The following is a 14,312-nucleotide window of genomic DNA, read 5'->3' on the forward strand; positions in this document are numbered from 1 at the left end:
CAGCCTAGGGCCGCGTCCGACCCGACCCTACGAGGCGGCGGCGCCGGCCGGTTCGAGTTCCGCGTCCGCGTCGTCCGCGTCCTTCCAGCGGCCCGGTTCGACCATGAACGCGCCCAGCGCGACGCCCAGCAGCGGGATCGCCGGCAGCAGCCACATCACGCCCTGCGGGCCGTGCCGCTGGGCGACCAGCCCGAACAGCGGGGCGATCAGGCCGCCGACGCTGACCGCCAGGCCGAGGGTGACGCCGGCCGCGGTGCCGGGGCGGTTGGGCAGGTAGTCCTGGCCCAGCTTGACCAGGACGGCGAACGGCAGGTTCAGCGCCGCGCCCGCCAGCACGGCGAACAGCAGCGGCGCCCACGCGCCCGGCGTCACCCGCAGCAGCACCAGCATCGGGACGGTCAGCGCGGTGCCCCACTGCGCGGTGCGCACCATGCCGATCCGGTCGGCCAGCCGCCCGCCGCCCAGGGTGCCCGCGACGCCGCCGAGCAGGAAGCAGGTCAGCGCCGCCCCGGCCAGCAGGTGGGAGGCGTGCAACTGCCGCAGCCAGTACAGCTCGATGAAGGTGCTGACGCCGAAGAACACCACCGAGCGGACCACCTCCACCCCGGTCAGCACCAGGAACGGCCGCCAGCGGTCCCGCCCGGCCCGCTTCGCCCGGCCCGCGGCGTGCGGACGGGTCCGGTGCCGGGCCCGGAACAGCACCGCCGCCATCACCAGCGCGGGCAGCACGAACACCGCCGTCGCCCGCACGCCCCACGCCGACAGCAGCGGCGTGGCCAGCACCGGCGCCAGGAAGAACCCGACGCTGCCGCCCGCCGCGAAGACGCTCATCGCACTGGTGGAGTCGCCCGCCGCCTCCCGGGCCGCCCGCCCCGCCGCCGGGTGGAAGGCCGCCACCCCCAGGCCGGAGAGCAGCACCAGCAGCCACACCAGCGCGTACCCGTCGGCCAGCCCGCTCAGCCCCGCGCCCAGCCCGGCCAGCGCCAGCCCCGCCGCCGACAGCCAGGGCAGCGGACGCCGGTCCACCAGCAGCCCGACCAGCGGCTGCGGGACCGCGCTGCCCAGCGTCGCCGCCAGGGTCAGCCCGCCCGCCGCCACGTACCCGTACCCGCGCTCCAGCACGAAGTACGGCACCACCGCCGGGATCAGGCCCTGGTACAGGTCGTCCACGGCGTGCGCCGCGCCCCACATCCGCATCCGGCGCCACACGCCGGGCAGTTCACTCGTCATGCGCACCAGACTGGCGGCCGGGACGGGGCGCGGGCTTCCGGTACTCTGCCAATCCATGTCGCCAACCCGCCAACCCGCCGAGGACGGCCCGCAGGAGGACGCGCCCCACCAGAAGGAGACCGGCCCCAGCCGGCACCCGCTGGCGCACCGGGAACGGATCGACTGGCACTGGCACGACGTCAACCAGCTGATCACCCCCGGCCTGGGCGTGCTGGAGGTGAGCACCCCGCACGGTCGCTGGGTCGTCCCGCCGCACCGCGCGGTGTGGCTGCCCGCCGGGGTCCCGCACACCCACCGGGCGCACGGGCCCAGCGAGTTGCGCTGCCTGGTCTACCCGGCCGGCACCGACCCGCTGCACCTCACCGCGCCCGCCGTCCTGGCCGCCACCCCGCTGCTGCGCGAGATCATCGCCCACCTGACCGGCCCCGACGCCCCCGCCGGACGCCCCGCCCGGACCCTCGAACAGGCCGCCCTGGACCAGCTCGCGCACGCCCCCGAACTCCCGCTCGGCCTCCCGCGCCCCACCGATCCCCGGCTGCGCGACCTGGCCGACCTGCTGGCCGCCGACCCCGCCGACGACCGCTCGCTGGCCGAACTCGGCCGCGCCGTCGGCGCCGCCGAACGCACCCTCAGCCGGCTCTTCCGGGCCGAACTCGGCCTCGGCTTCCCGCAGTGGCGCACCCAACTGCGCCTCCAGCGCGCCCTGGTGCTGCTCGCCCGGGGCCGCTCGGTCACCGCCACCGCCGCCGCCTGCGGCTTCCGCTCGCCGAGCGCGTTCATCGAGGCGTTCCGGCACGCCTTCGGCACCACCCCGGGCCGCTACCAGCAGGGCTGACCGGGCCTCAGCGCTGCCGCCGACCGTTCCCGTGCTCGCGCGAACCCTCCAGCGGGGCAGCCGAGTTGGGGGTGCGACGGCGGGACGAGGCGACCTGCCGGGAGACCACCACGTCGATCAGGCACCAGGCGAGCAGGAAGACCCCCAGCGCCATCAGCGCCAGCGCCGGCGTCAGCAGGCCGGTGTGCGCCCAGGAGGCGAACAGCGCCACCACGAAGGTGAACACCGTGAAGGCGAACGCCATGCCCGCCCGGACGGCGGCCGCCCGGACCTCGTCCGGCAACCGCCCGCGCCGACGACCGGCCATCGCCAACCCCCTGTCGGTCCTGCGCCCCTGCGGGCGCACCAAGACCAGCCCTGCCCCGTCCGGGGGAGGCTATGCCGCCGGGATGGCCGATCCAGCCGACCGTGGGCGTGTCGTGCCGACGGTTCTCCCCGGACCCCCGGCTCCCCGTCAGGATCGTAACCGGGGCCGCAAGACCCCGTCCGGCCGGTCCCGTCGGCTCAGCGCGCGGCGTCCGGGGCGGCGTCCGCGGCGGCGTCCAAGGTGGCGTCCAGCTCCTCCAGCGCGCCGACCACGATGGTCCGCATCGCCCGCTCCGCCAGCTCCGGGTCGCCCGCGCAGATCGCCTGCGCCACGTCCCGGTGCAACTGGACGGCGTACTCGCGCGGCCGGTGCGGCATCAGCCGGTGCTCGGTGCGGCCGGTGAGGACCGCGCCCACGGTGTCCTTCAGGTGCGCGAACATCTCGTTGCCGGACGCCCGCAGCACCACCGCGTGGAAGGCGATGTCGTGCGCCAGGAAGGCGTCCAGGTCCGCGGCCCGGGCCGTGACGGTCAGTTCGACGGCCAGCGCGCTCAACTCCCGCCGGTCGTCGTCCCCCGCGCACCGGGCCGCCAGCGCCGCCGCCGCGGGCTCCACCGCGACCCGCAGCGACCCCAGCGAACGCAGCTGCGCGGAGCGGTCCGCCCCGGCCAGCCGCCAGCGGATCACCAGCGGATCGAACACGTCCCAGTCGGCCTTCGGCCGGACGGTGATGCCGACCCGCCGCCGCGGCTCGACCATCCGCATCGACTCCAGGATCCGCACCGCCTCCCGCACCACCGTGCGGGACACCCCGTGCCGCTGCTCCAACTCCTCGGCGCGCAGCACCGTGCCCTCCGGCAACTCCCCGGAGGCGATGGCCGGGCCGAGTTCGGCGAGCAGGCGGCCGGGCAAGCCCTGGATCTCCATCCGGCCAGCTTATCGGCGCGATCACCGGGAAGACGGCCCCCGTCCCACCCGGCCCCACCGCTCCGCGAAGGCTCCCCGTGCCCCGTCCCACCGCCGCCGCGCCCCGCGCCCTACCCGTCGCCCTGCCGCTCCGCGCCGCCCGCCCGGCCCCCTCGCCGTCCCGGTCCGGGCCCCGGCCGCTCCCCGGCCGCTCCGTTGCGGTCCCGCACTCCCTCCCACCAACCCCGATCCCCTCGCCGGCCCGCCGCGCCCCCGCGGCCTTCCCGTTCGAGCGTCCGCGGTTCCGCCGTCCCGGTCCGGGCCCCGGCCGCTCTCCGGCCGCTCCGCGGCGGTCCCGCACCTCCTCCCACCAGCCCCGATCCCAAAAAGTATGACGATTAGGTTTCGGTCGCTTGAATAAGTCATACCTTTGCGTCAAGGTTGCCCTCGCAAGCAGGCAAGGACAGGAGCACCACCCATGGCTCTCAGTGCCGAGAACCAGCAGCCCCCCGCCGTCGTGGTGATGGGCGTCTCCGGGGTCGGGAAGACCACCGTCGCCCGGCTGCTCGCCGAGCGCCTCGGGCTTCCGTACGCCGAGGCCGACGACTTCCACCCCGCCGCCAACATCGCCAAGATGAGCGCCGGGACCCCGCTGGACGACCAGGACCGGCAGCCCTGGCTGCGCGCCCTCGGCGGCTGGCTGGGCGAGCGGGTCGCGGCCGGCAGCGGGGGAGTGGTCACCTGCTCCGCGCTCAAGCGGAGCTACCGGGACGTGCTGCGCGCCGCCTGCCCGGACGCGTTCTTCCTGCACCTGTCCGGCGGCCACGACCTGGTCGGCGACCGGCTCGCGCACCGCACCGGCCACTTCATGCCGCCCTCGCTGCTGGACTCCCAGTACGCCGCGCTCGAACCGCTGCAGGCGGACGAGAACGGCACCGTGCTGGACGTCGACGCCGACCCCGACACCCTGGTCGAGCGCGCCGTCGCCGTCCTGGCCCGCTGAAACCCCGCACCCCCACGTCACACCCCGCCACCGGCCGTCCGACAGCCGGACGGTGGCGGCCCGTCAATGGAGACCTCCGTGACCCCCACCCTGCTGGCGGCCGACGCACCGGCGCTGCCGCACACCGCGAGCAACGGTCAGCTGCTGCTCGCCGTGCTGCTCGCCATCGGCGCGATCGTGCTGCTGATCACCAAGCTCAAGCTGCACCCGTTCCTGGCCCTGACGCTCGGGTCCGGGCTGCTGGCGGCCGTCGCCGGGGCGCCCTTCGACAAGCTGCTGGCCAGCTTCTCCACCGGTTTCGGCGCCACCGTCGCCTCGGTCGGCCTGCTGATCGGCCTGGGCGCGATGCTCGGCAAGCTGCTCGCCGACTCCGGCGGCGCCAACACCATCGCGGACACCGTGCTGGCCCGCACCGGCCCCAAGCTGCTGCCCTGGGCGATGGCGCTGATCGCCGCCGTGCTCGGCCTGCCGCTGTTCTTCGAGGTCGGCGTGGTGCTGCTGGTGCCGATCGTGCTGCTGGTGGCCCGGCGCGGCAACGCCCCGCTGATCGGGATCGGCATCCCCGCGCTGGCCGGCCTCTCGGTGCTGCACGGCCTCGTCCCGCCGCACCCGGGTCCGCTGGTCGCCGTCGACGCCCTGCACGCCGACCTGGGCGTGACCCTGGCGCTCGGCCTGCTGATCGCCGTCCCGACCCTGATCGTGGCCGGTCCGCTGTTCGGCCGCCTCGCCCAGCGCTGGGTCGGCCCGCTCGAACTGCCCGCCGAGACCGAGCCGGTCGACACCGTCAAGCGCGAGCGGACGCCGAAGTTCGCCGCGGTGCTGGCCACCATCCTGCTGCCGGTCGTGCTGATGCTCGGCAAGGCGCTCACCGACGTGGTGATCGACGACCCGAAGTCCACCGTCCAGCGGCTCTTCGACTTCATCGGCTCGCCGCTGATCGCGCTGCTCGCCGCCACCCTGCTCGGCATGCTCACCCTGGGCCGGGCGGCCGGCTTCGACAAGGGGAGGATCTCCGAGACGGTCGGCTCGGCGCTCGGCCCGATCGCCGGGATCGTGTTCATCGTCGGCGCGGGCGGCGGCTTCAAGCAGACCCTGATCGACGTCGGCGTCGGCCAGGCGGTCAGTGAGTGGTCCGGCAAGTGGCACGTCTCCGCGCTGCTGCTCGGCTGGCTGATCGCGGTGCTGATCCGGCTCGCCACCGGCTCGGCGACGGTCGCCACCATCACCGCCGCGGGCATCGTCGGCCCGCTGGCCGCCGACATGTCGACCAGCCACGCCGCGCTGCTGGTGCTGGCGATCGGCGCCGGGTCGCTGTTCCTGTCGCACGTCAACGACGCCGGCTTCTGGCTGGTGAAGGAGTACTTCGGGATGAGCGTCGGGCAGACGCTGAAGTCCTGGTCGGTGATGGAGACGATCATCTCGGTGGTCGCCATCGCGCTGATCCTGCCGCTCAGCCTGATCATCTGACGACCGGCGACCCCCGCAAGACCGCGACGCCCTCCGGAACTCCCGCTTCTCCCGGAGGGCGTCGCCCTGTCCGCTCAGCCCCGCAGCAACTCCGCGGTGCGCTTGCGCACGTCCTCCCCGTCCAGCCCGCGCACCGTCAGCGTGGTGCGCCGCCGCAGCACGTCGTCCACCGTGTACGCCCACTCCTGCTCGGCCGCGTACACCACCTGCGCCCACACGTCCGGCCCGTCCGGGTGGATCCGCTCGCCCAGCTCGGGGCGCTCGTCGATCAGCCGGGCCACCTGGTAGGACAGCGTGCCGTAGTGGGTGGCCAGGTTGCGGGCCACCAGCGGGTCCAGCCGGCTGCCCGGCTCGCGGTCGGTCAGCAGCCGGCGGGCCACCGCCTGCGGGGAGCCGATCCCCGGCAGCGGGACGGTCGGCGGGATCGGCGAGACGTCCTCGGCCAGGCCCGCGCCCGAGGCGTGCTTGAGCCTCTCCAGCACCACCCGGCCGATGTGCCGGTACGTCGTCCACTTGCCGCCCGCGACCGACAGCATCCCGGCCCGGCCCTCGGTCACCACCGTCTCCCGCTTGGCCGCCGCCGTCCCCCCCGGCCCGCCCGGCAGCACCCGCAGGCCCGCGAAGGCGTACGTGATGTCCTCCCGGCGCAGGTGCTCGCCGCGCACCGCGTGCCCGGCCTCGGCCAGGATCTGGTCGACGTCCGCCTCGGTGGCCCGCACCTCCAGCGGGTCGTCGGCGTACTCCTCGTCGGTGGTGCCGAGCAGGACGTGGTCCTCCCACGGGATCGCGAACGACACCCGGTAGTGGTCGATCGGGATGGTCAGCGCCGCCCGCCACGGCGCCTGCCGGCGCAGCACCACGTGCGCGCCCTTGGACAGCCGGATCGACGGCGCCGCGCCCGCGTGCTCCATCCGCCGCAGGCGGTCCACCCACGGGCCGGTGGCGTTCAGCACCAGCCGGGCGTCCACCCCGAACTCGGTGCCGTCCAGGGCGTCGCGCACCTCCGCGCCGGTGACCCGGCCGCGGGTGAAGCGCAGCCCCGTCACCTCGGCGTGGTTGAGCGCCACCGCGCCCGCGTCCACCGCCGCCCGCACCGTCATCACGGCCATCCGGGCGTCGTTCATCTGGTGGTCCCCGTACACCGCGACCCGCCGCAGCCCCTCGGTGCGCAGCCCCGGCACGGCGCGCGCCGCCACCGACGGGGAGACCACCCGGCCCAGGCCGTCGCGGAACGCCGACAGCGCCGAGTACAGGAACACCCCCGCGCCGAGCTTCGGCGCCGAGTGCGGGCCGCCCTCGTACACCGGCACGAAGAAGGTCAGCGGGCTGACCAGGTGCGGGGCCACGTCGGTGGCCAGCGCCCGGCGCTCCTTGTGGTTCTCCGCGACCAGCCGCACCGCGCCGGTCTGCAGGTAGCGCAGCCCGCCGTGCACCAGCTTGGACGAGGCCGAGGAGGTGGCGCCCGCGAAGTCCCCGGCCTCCACCATGGCCACCTTCAGCCCGGCCTGGGCGGCGGTCCACGCGGTGGCGGTGCCCAGGATGCCGCCGCCGATCACCAGCAGGTCGTAGCGGGCCCGGCCGAGCAGCTCGCGGGTGGCCGCGCGGGGGGCGAGGCGGCCCGAGGTGCGCTCGGCGCCCAGGGTCGGGACGGGGGCCACGGGGTGCGGGGTGGTTGCCATGGTGTGTGGTGGGCGGCCCGGTGTGCGGCCGGTCCGCTGCTCCTTCCGATCGGTGGGTCCTGACGGGCCTGGCTCAGAGCTCCGACTGCTCGTCCTGGTCGATCCAGCCCATGGTGCGCTCCACGGCCTTCAACCAGTTGCGGTGCTCGCGCTCGCGCGTGTCGGCGGCCATCTTCGGCGTCCACTCGGCGGCCCGGTGCCAGTTCGCCCGCAGCGTCTCCTGGCCGTCCCAGAAGCCGACCGCCAGCCCCGCCGCGTAGGCCGCGCCCAGCGCGGTGGTCTCGGCGACGTACGGGCGCTCGACCGGGACGTCCAGCACGTCCGCGACGCACTGCATCAGCAGGTTGTTGGAGGTCATCCCGCCGTCCACCTTCAGCGCGGTCAGCGTGACGCCGGAGTCCTTCTGCATCGCGTCCACCACCTCCCGGGTCTGCCAGGCCGTCGCCTCCAGCACCGCCCGGGCCAGGTGCCCCTTGGTGACGTACCTGGTCAGCCCGGTGATCACGCCGCGCGCGTCGGAGCGCCAGTACGGGGCGAACAGGCCGGAGAACGCGGGCACCACGTACGCGCCGCCGTTGTCCTCGACGGTGCTCGCCAGGGTCTCGACCTCGGCGGCCGTCGAGATGATCCCGAGCTGGTCGCGCAGCCACTGCACCAGCGAACCGGTCACCGCGATCGACCCCTCCAGGGCGTACACCGGCGGCTGCTCGCCGATCCGGAAGCCGACCGTGGTGAGCAGCCCGTGGTACGAGTGGACGACCCTCCCGCCGGTGTTCAGCAGCAGGAAGGTGCCGGTGCCGTACGTCGACTTGGCCTCGCCCTCGGCGAAGCAGGTCTGGCCGAACAGCGCCGCCTGCTGGTCGCCGAGCGCCGCCGCGACCGGCACGCCCGCCAGGTCGCCGACCGCCTCGCCGTACACCTCGGCGGAGGAGCGGATCTCCGGCAGCATCGCCAGCGGGACGCCGATCGACTCGGCGATCCGCTCGTCCCACTGGAGGGTGTGCAGGTTCATCAGCAGGGTGCGGGAGGCGTTGGTGACGTCGGTGACGTGCCGGCCGCCGTCCACGCCGCCGGTCAGGTTCCAGATCAGCCAGCTGTCCATCGTCCCGAACAGCACGTCCCCGGCCTCGGCGCGCTCGCGCAGCCCCTCGACGTGGTCCAGCAGCCAGCGGATCTTCGGCCCGGCGAAGTAGCTGGCCAGCGGCAGGCCGGTCTCCCGGCGGAACCGGTCCTGGCCGACGTTGCGGCCCAGCTCGCGGCAGAGCGCCTCGGTGCGGGTGTCCTGCCAGACGATCGCGTTGTGCACCGGCACGCCGGTGTGCCGGTCCCACAGCACCGTGGTCTCGCGCTGGTTGGTGATGCCCACCGCCCTGACGTCCGCCGCGGTCAGCCCGGCCCGCTCCAGCGCGCCGCGCACCACCGAGCGCACCCTGGTCCAGATCTCCGCCGCGTCGTGCTCCACCCAGCCGGGCTGCGGGAAGACCTGCGAGTGCTCCTGCTGCTCGACGGCGACGATCCGGCCGTCCGCGTCGAACAGGATGCACCGGCTGGACGTGGTGCCCTGGTCGATCGCGGCGATGTGGCTGGCAGTCATGCGTTACCTCGGCTCGTGGGCGGCAACGGGGCGGGGGTGACCATTCGTCAGTCCCCGCACGCGCGGGTCCGGCAAACCAGGCGGAGCGGTTCACCCGGGGCGGCCGGACGGCGTTCGACATTGTCGAACAACATTCGGCAGCCAACCGCAGTCGGACGCCCGCCGTCAAGGAGGTGTGACGCAGCCCGCGCGGCGCACGGGGGCCCAGGGCCGGTGCGCGCCCGGGCTCCGCGCTCAGAACCGGTGCGCGCCCAGGTCCCGGGAGATCGCCCGGGCCGCCGTCCGCACCGAGGCCACCAGCGCCGGGCGCACCGCGCCGTCCGGACCGCACACCGTCTCCACCGCGCCCGACACGCACACCGCGCCCACCGGGTTGCGCCGCCGGTCCTGGATCAGCGCCGCCACCGAGGCCACCCCCTCCCAGGTCTCCTCCACCGCGTCCGCCCAGCCGCGCTCGCGCACCAGCGCGCACTGCGCGTCCAGCGCGGCCGGCCCGGTCACCGTCCGGGCCGTGAACGCCTCCCACGGACCGTCGCCCAACTCGCCGCGCGCCACCGGGTCGTACGCCAGCAGCACCTTGCCCAGCGCGGTCGCGTGCAGCGGCTGCATCGAACCGACCTCCAGCACCTGCCGCGAGTCGTCCGGCCGGAACACGTGGTGCACCACCAGCACCCCCCGCTGGTGCAGCACCCCCAGGTACACCGTCTCCCCGGCCGCCCGGGCCAGATCGTCCGCCCACACCAGCGCCCGGGCCCGCAGCTCGTGCACGTCCAGGTAGCTCTGGCCCAGCCGCAGCAGCTCCGCGCCCAACTGGTACTTGCCGCTCTCCGGGTCCTGCTCGACGAAGCCCTCCTGCTGCAGCGTGCGCAGGATCCCGTGCGCGGTGCCCTTCGCCAGCCCCAGCCCCGTCGCCACCTCCGACAGGCCGAGCCGGCGCTCCCCGCCCGCCAGCAGGCGCAGGATCGCGGCCGCCCGCGACAGCGACTGGATCGCACCGGGCACCCGCCACCTCCACTGAACACCGGTCGACCCTGCCGACCACCATGCCGAGAACGGGACGACGCGCCCTCGAAGACCGTACTACCCGGCCGACACCTCCCGCCCCCTCCCGTCCCCCGGGCCGCGCCGACCACGCGCCCGGTGGCGCGGCACCACCGGTGGCGGGTCCACCGCCAGGTCCGCCCGGAACTCCGCGCCGAACGCCGCCGGCCCCTCCGGCCGACACCTCCCGCGGCACCCGCTCCAGCCCGCGGCACCCGCTCCAGCCCGCGGCACCCGCTCCAGCCCGCGGCACCCGGCCGGCCGCCGGTCTCGGGCCGGGACGTTCTCGGGCCGGGGCGTTCTCAGGCCGTCGCCGGCTCCGCCACCCAGCCCGCGACCAGGACCAGGCCGGTCGGGCGGTGCACCGCCAGGAAGGCGAACGGACGGTTGAAGCGGGCCGTCGCCCGACGCGAGCGGAAACGGAAGAGACCGCTCGACGCGCTCCGGGTCAACGCCACCGCAGTGACCGCGCCCGCCTCGAAGCCCTTCGCGGAGAACTCCGCCACCGCGGCCTGCCCGGCTCCGCCGACCACCAGCGGGACGCTCCGGCTGATGCCCGGGAAGTGGTGGCCGGGCCCGGCGGCCGTGCCCAGGCCGAACAGGTCGGCGTGCGCCAGCAGATCGTGCTCCGCCCGCACCCGGAAGGCCACCGTCTGCAGCGTTCCGGAGTTCCGCCGCGCCGAGGACTCCACCGACTCCAGCTCCAGCCCCGGCCACGCCGCCCCGTCCGGCAGGTCTGCCACCGGCGTCCGCCGGGCCGCGCCCGACAGCAGCTCGAACCCGGCCGCCACCACCGCGCCCGGCCCGGCCGCCTCCGGGCCGAGCACCAGGTGCACGTCCACCTCGCCGTCGCCCACCACCCGGACCTCCACCACCGGGCCCGCCGAGGTCCGCGCCACCGCGATCCGCTCGTACAGCTCCGGGCCCGACGCCGTCAGCCGGGTGTACTCTCGCCAGGCCCACGGGCCCAGGTCGGTCATCGAACGGTCCGCCCGGAACGGCTTCGCCCACTTGGTGCGCACCGTCAGCGCCGAGGCCAGCACCAGCAGCGCCCCGGACAGCTCCACCGGTATCCGCTCGACCAGGCCACCGGTCCGCTCCCGCGCCCAACCGTCCAGCGCAGCCCGGTCCTTGGCTTCGTCGCCGGTCAACTTCCCCCACATCGAGGCGTCCAGCCGCGCCGGCCAGCCGGGTTCCACCTCGACCTCGTCCGCCGTCCACAGCCCCAACGCCGCCGCGCATCCCGGCACTTCGTTCACCCGGGCCAGCAACTCCCGGGCCAGCGCCGGGGCCTGCTCGGCCGGGACGCCCAGCGCCCCGGCCAGCTCCGCCCGGGCCGGGCCGTCCGCGCCCGCCGCCAGGGCGGCCAGCAGCGGCCACACCCCCAGCGCCGTCCACACCTGGCCGGCCGCGAAGTCCAACTCCCGTCCCCAGCGCGCTCCCAGCGCGTTCACCCGCTCGACCGCCACCGCGTCCACCGTGCCTCGCCCCCTTCTGCCGTCTCCTCCGCCACTCAGCCCGCCCATCAGTACCAGAGCGATCGGACGGCGCCCCGCCCGGCTACCGGCCGGGCCGCTTGCCGGGCTTCTCGCCGGAGCCCCCGCCGCCCGCCGCCGCGAGTTCGGCGATCGCCGCGATCGCCGCCGGGCCGACCCGGCAGCAGCCGCCGACCAGCCGCGCCCCGGCCGCCACCCAGGACGCCGCCCGTACGGGGTCGAACGCCGCCGGGCCCGTCCAGCGCCGGGCCGCCGCGTCCCAGCCCTCCCCGCTGTTGGGGTAGGCCACCGCGGGCAGGCCGGTCACCTCCACCGCCAGTGCCACCGCGGCCTCCACCTCCTGCGGCGCACAGCAGTTGACGCCCACCGCCACCGCTTCCGGAACCTCCGACACCAGCGCGAACACCTCCGACAGCGGCTCCCCGCCCCGGGTCCGCCCGTCCGCCGCGCCGAACGAGAACCACACCGGCACCCCCAACCCCCGTACGCAGTCCGCCAGTACGGCCGCCTCCAGCAGGTCGGGCACGGTCTCCACCGCCAGCACGTCCGGCCCGGCCGCCGCCAGCACCTCCAGCCGGGGCCGGTGGAACGCCGTCAACTCGGCGGCCGACAGCCCGTAGTGGCCCCGGTACTCCGAACCGTCCGCCCGCACCGCCCCGTACGGACCCACCGACGCCGCCACCCAGCGCGGACGGCCGTCGCCCAGCTCCGCCGCCACCTCCTCGGCGGCCAGCCGGGCCACCTCCACGCTCAGCGCCAGCAGCCGGTCCGTCTTCGCCGCGTCCACGCCCCGGGTGGCGAAACCGGTGCGGCTCGCCTGGTAACTCGCCGTGGTCGCCACCTGGGCCCCCGCCAGGAAGTACGCCCGGTGCGCCGCGACCAGCTGCCGGGGTTCGTCCAGCAGCAGCCGGGCCGACCACAGCGCGTCCGACAAGTCACAGCCCTGGGAGGCCAGTTGGTTCGACAGGCCGCCGTCGAGCAGCACCGGTCCGGCCGCCATCGCCGAGGCCAGCGCCGGGCCGGAGGGGGAGCCGTCGAAGTCCGTCACCATCCCTCAAGACTGCACCCGCCACCGGCTCCCGGCGAACCGGACGGCGGTGGCGGCGGACGGCGAATCGGACGGCGGTGGCGGGCGGCGGTCCGGGGCTCGGGGCGTCCCGGAGGCCCGGCCCGGCGTCCCGGCGGTCTTCAGGGCGTCTCGGTCGCCACCGGGCGCGAGGTGACCGCGATCCGGTTGTAGGTGTTCACCACGGTCGCTGCCCAGGCCACGAACGCCGCCTCCGGCTCCGACAGCACCGCCTGCGCGGCCCGCCGGGCCCGGGTGCCCTCCGCCCGGTCGGTCAGCCGGGTGACCGCCTCGGCCAGTGCGAGCGCGGCCCGCTCCCGGGGCGAGAACAGCCCGGACTCCCGCCACACCACCAACTCGGCCAGCCGGTCGTCCCGTTCGCCCGCCTTGCGGGCCGAGTCCGTGTGCAGGCCGACGCAGTACACGCAGCCGTTCAGCTGCGAGCAGCGCAGCCGCACCAGTTCCAGCAGCAGCGGGTCCAACCCGGCCGTCGTCGCGGCCTCCTCCACCGCCCCGTGCAGGGCGTGCACGGCGGCGAACGCCTGCGGGCCCAGCTCGATCATCGGCAGCGGCGGGAGCGGGGGGAGGGCGGCGGGCTGGGGGAGCGTCTCGGTCATCCTCCGAGCGTAGGCACGGCCCGGGGTCCGGCGGGGGTCGGAAACGCGCCCGGTCACCCACTCGGGAGGCCGCTCGCGAAACTGTTGACGGTGTCCCCAAATCGTGGCGCGGCAGCCGTGGTTCAAGGGCTGTACGACTGACGAAGCGTCAACGAACCGCTAACGTCACCCGGTTGGCCGCACGTGTGCGATCCGTCGCACAGCGTGCCGGTAATGTGACGTTCCGTTGCCACACCGATTGTGTGACGGCTCCTGCGAAAGCACCGCTCGTCGGGCGGCACCCACCGGCCCCGTCCCTGGGACGGCCCCGCCCGCACCAGACCCACAACTGGAGATTTCCGCGATGACCACTTCCGTGCAGCTCGACCGTGCCCAGAAGCGTTTCGACCTCTGGGACGTGAACGGCGACGGCCAGATCGACCGCGCCGACTGGGACGCCGAGGCCAAGCGCATCCTGCAGGCCTTCGGCGAGGCCCCCGCCTCCCCGGCCGCCCGCCAGCTGACCGACGCCTACCTCGGCATGTGGAGCTTCTTCGCCGACAAGGCCGGCATCGACGAGCACACCGGCGCGCTCACCCCCGAGCAGTTCAACCACATCGCCGAGGAGCACGTCCTGGAGAACGGTGGCGCCGGCTTCGGCCGCGTCGTCAAGCCGACCATCCAGGCCATCGTCGAGCTGGTCGACGTGGACGGCGACGGCCAGGTCAACCCGGCCGAGTTCAAGTCCTGGCTGGACGCGATCGGCGTCTCCAACGTCGACCCGGCCGACGCGTTCCGCCAGATCGACGCCAACGGCGACGGCCAGCTGTCCGTCGAGGAGCTCGTCCAGGCCGTGCGCGCCTACCACCTGGGCGAGATCGACGTCCCGCTGCTCGGCCGCTGACCACGCCCGGCCGCTGACGGCCGGCGAGGTGCACTGACGGCCGAAGGGCCCGGACCGGGGACGGCGCCCCCCGCTCCGGGCCCTTCCGGCCTTCCGGCCTTCCGGCCTTCCGGCCTTCCGGCCTTCCGGCCTTCCGGCCTTCCGGCCTTCCGGCCTTCCGGCCTTCCGGCCTTCCGGCCTTCCGGCCTT

At 75.2% G+C, this 14,312-nt stretch carries 13 protein-coding genes; 4 read left to right on the top strand and 9 right to left on the bottom strand.

The genetic code is table 11. The annotated features are described in order from the left end of the window. Positions 1–27: 27 nt before the first annotated feature. Entirely contained in the window at positions 28–1,230 is a 1,203-nt protein-coding gene (locus ABD345_RS10965; RefSeq protein WP_344551780.1) for an MFS transporter, read from the bottom strand. 55 nt (positions 1,231–1,285) lie between these two features. Between ABD345_RS10965 and ABD345_RS10970 the strand changes: the two genes are divergently transcribed. Further along, on the top strand, positions 1,286–2,065 hold the full coding sequence (locus ABD345_RS10970; protein ID WP_344551781.1) for a helix-turn-helix transcriptional regulator: 780 nt from the start codon (positions 1,286–1,288) through the stop codon (positions 2,063–2,065). 7 nt (positions 2,066–2,072) lie between these two features. On the opposite strand, the gene ABD345_RS10975 is transcribed toward ABD345_RS10970, so the two are convergent. Beyond that, complete coding sequence (locus ABD345_RS10975) at positions 2,073–2,372, bottom strand: hypothetical protein (RefSeq protein ID WP_344551782.1); 300 nt, start codon at positions 2,370–2,372, stop codon at positions 2,073–2,075. A gap of 197 nt (positions 2,373–2,569) precedes the next feature. Further along, positions 2,570–3,298, bottom strand: coding sequence for a FadR/GntR family transcriptional regulator (locus ABD345_RS10980; protein ID WP_344551783.1), 729 nt, complete (start codon positions 3,296–3,298; stop codon positions 2,570–2,572). A 457-nt stretch (positions 3,299–3,755) separates the two neighbouring features. Between ABD345_RS10980 and ABD345_RS10985 the strand changes: the two genes are divergently transcribed. Then, positions 3,756–4,280, top strand: coding sequence for a gluconokinase (locus ABD345_RS10985; RefSeq protein WP_344551784.1), 525 nt, complete (start codon positions 3,756–3,758; stop codon positions 4,278–4,280). A 66-nt stretch (positions 4,281–4,346) separates the two neighbouring features. Continuing rightward, entirely contained in the window at positions 4,347–5,747 is a 1,401-nt protein-coding gene (locus tag ABD345_RS10990) for a GntT/GntP/DsdX family permease (RefSeq protein WP_344551785.1), read from the top strand. A gap of 74 nt (positions 5,748–5,821) precedes the next feature. Here ABD345_RS10990 and ABD345_RS10995 read toward each other — a convergent pair whose 3' ends face one another. From ABD345_RS10995 to ABD345_RS11020, 6 genes are all read right to left on the bottom strand, one after another. Next, positions 5,822–7,426: a glycerol-3-phosphate dehydrogenase/oxidase gene (locus ABD345_RS10995; protein ID WP_344551786.1), complete on the bottom strand. Its 1,605-nt coding sequence runs from the start codon at positions 7,424–7,426 to the stop codon at positions 5,822–5,824. A gap of 73 nt (positions 7,427–7,499) precedes the next feature. Beyond that, a complete protein-coding gene (gene glpK / locus ABD345_RS11000) occupies positions 7,500–9,020 on the bottom strand; it encodes a glycerol kinase GlpK (RefSeq protein ID WP_344551787.1) in 1,521 nt (506 codons plus the stop codon). A gap of 234 nt (positions 9,021–9,254) precedes the next feature. Beyond that, positions 9,255–10,022: an IclR family transcriptional regulator gene (locus ABD345_RS11005; protein ID WP_344551788.1), complete on the bottom strand. Its 768-nt coding sequence runs from the start codon at positions 10,020–10,022 to the stop codon at positions 9,255–9,257. A 341-nt stretch (positions 10,023–10,363) separates the two neighbouring features. Beyond that, entirely contained in the window at positions 10,364–11,539 is a 1,176-nt protein-coding gene (locus tag ABD345_RS11010) for a serpin family protein (protein WP_344551789.1), read from the bottom strand. Between the two features lie 82 nt (positions 11,540–11,621). Then, positions 11,622–12,608 (bottom strand): homocysteine S-methyltransferase, encoded by a 987-nt coding sequence (gene mmuM / locus ABD345_RS11015; protein ID WP_344551790.1) that lies wholly within the window; start codon positions 12,606–12,608, stop codon positions 11,622–11,624. Positions 12,609–12,745: 137 nt separating this feature from the next. Further along, complete coding sequence (locus ABD345_RS11020) at positions 12,746–13,240, bottom strand: carboxymuconolactone decarboxylase family protein (protein ID WP_344551791.1); 495 nt, start codon at positions 13,238–13,240, stop codon at positions 12,746–12,748. 343 nt (positions 13,241–13,583) lie between these two features. Between ABD345_RS11020 and ABD345_RS11025 the strand changes: the two genes are divergently transcribed. Further along, positions 13,584–14,123 carry an EF-hand domain-containing protein gene (locus ABD345_RS11025; protein WP_344551792.1) on the top strand — a complete coding sequence of 180 codons (540 nt, stop codon included), beginning with the start codon at positions 13,584–13,586 and terminating at the stop codon, positions 14,121–14,123. The last annotated feature ends 189 nt before the right edge of the window (positions 14,124–14,312 follow it).

Origin of the sequence: Kitasatospora saccharophila (assembly GCF_039529925.1) — a bacterium.
GTDB classification, from domain to species: Bacteria; Actinomycetota; Actinomycetes; order Streptomycetales; family Streptomycetaceae; genus Kitasatospora; species Kitasatospora saccharophila.

Bases quoted from the DNA above. Each gene is read 5' to 3' on its own strand.
- ABD345_RS10965 (WP_344551780.1), bottom strand. From the start codon at position 1,230: ATGACGAGTGAACTGCCCGGCGTGTGGCGCCGGATGCGGATGTGGGGC.
- ABD345_RS10970 (WP_344551781.1), top strand. From the start codon at position 1,286: ATGTCGCCAACCCGCCAACCCGCCGAGGACGGCCCGCAGGAGGACGCG.
- ABD345_RS10975 (WP_344551782.1), bottom strand. From the start codon at position 2,372: ATGGCCGGTCGTCGGCGCGGGCGGTTGCCGGACGAGGTCCGGGCGGCC.
- ABD345_RS10980 (WP_344551783.1), bottom strand. From the start codon at position 3,298: ATGGAGATCCAGGGCTTGCCCGGCCGCCTGCTCGCCGAACTCGGCCCG.
- ABD345_RS10985 (WP_344551784.1), top strand. From the start codon at position 3,756: ATGGCTCTCAGTGCCGAGAACCAGCAGCCCCCCGCCGTCGTGGTGATG.
- ABD345_RS10990 (WP_344551785.1), top strand. From the start codon at position 4,347: ATGGAGACCTCCGTGACCCCCACCCTGCTGGCGGCCGACGCACCGGCG.
- ABD345_RS10995 (WP_344551786.1), bottom strand. From the start codon at position 7,426: ATGGCAACCACCCCGCACCCCGTGGCCCCCGTCCCGACCCTGGGCGCC.
- glpK (WP_344551787.1), bottom strand. From the start codon at position 9,020: ATGACTGCCAGCCACATCGCCGCGATCGACCAGGGCACCACGTCCAGC.
- mmuM (WP_344551790.1), bottom strand. From the start codon at position 12,608: ATGGTGACGGACTTCGACGGCTCCCCCTCCGGCCCGGCGCTGGCCTCG.
- ABD345_RS11020 (WP_344551791.1), bottom strand. From the start codon at position 13,240: ATGACCGAGACGCTCCCCCAGCCCGCCGCCCTCCCCCCGCTCCCGCCG.
- ABD345_RS11025 (WP_344551792.1), top strand. From the start codon at position 13,584: ATGACCACTTCCGTGCAGCTCGACCGTGCCCAGAAGCGTTTCGACCTC.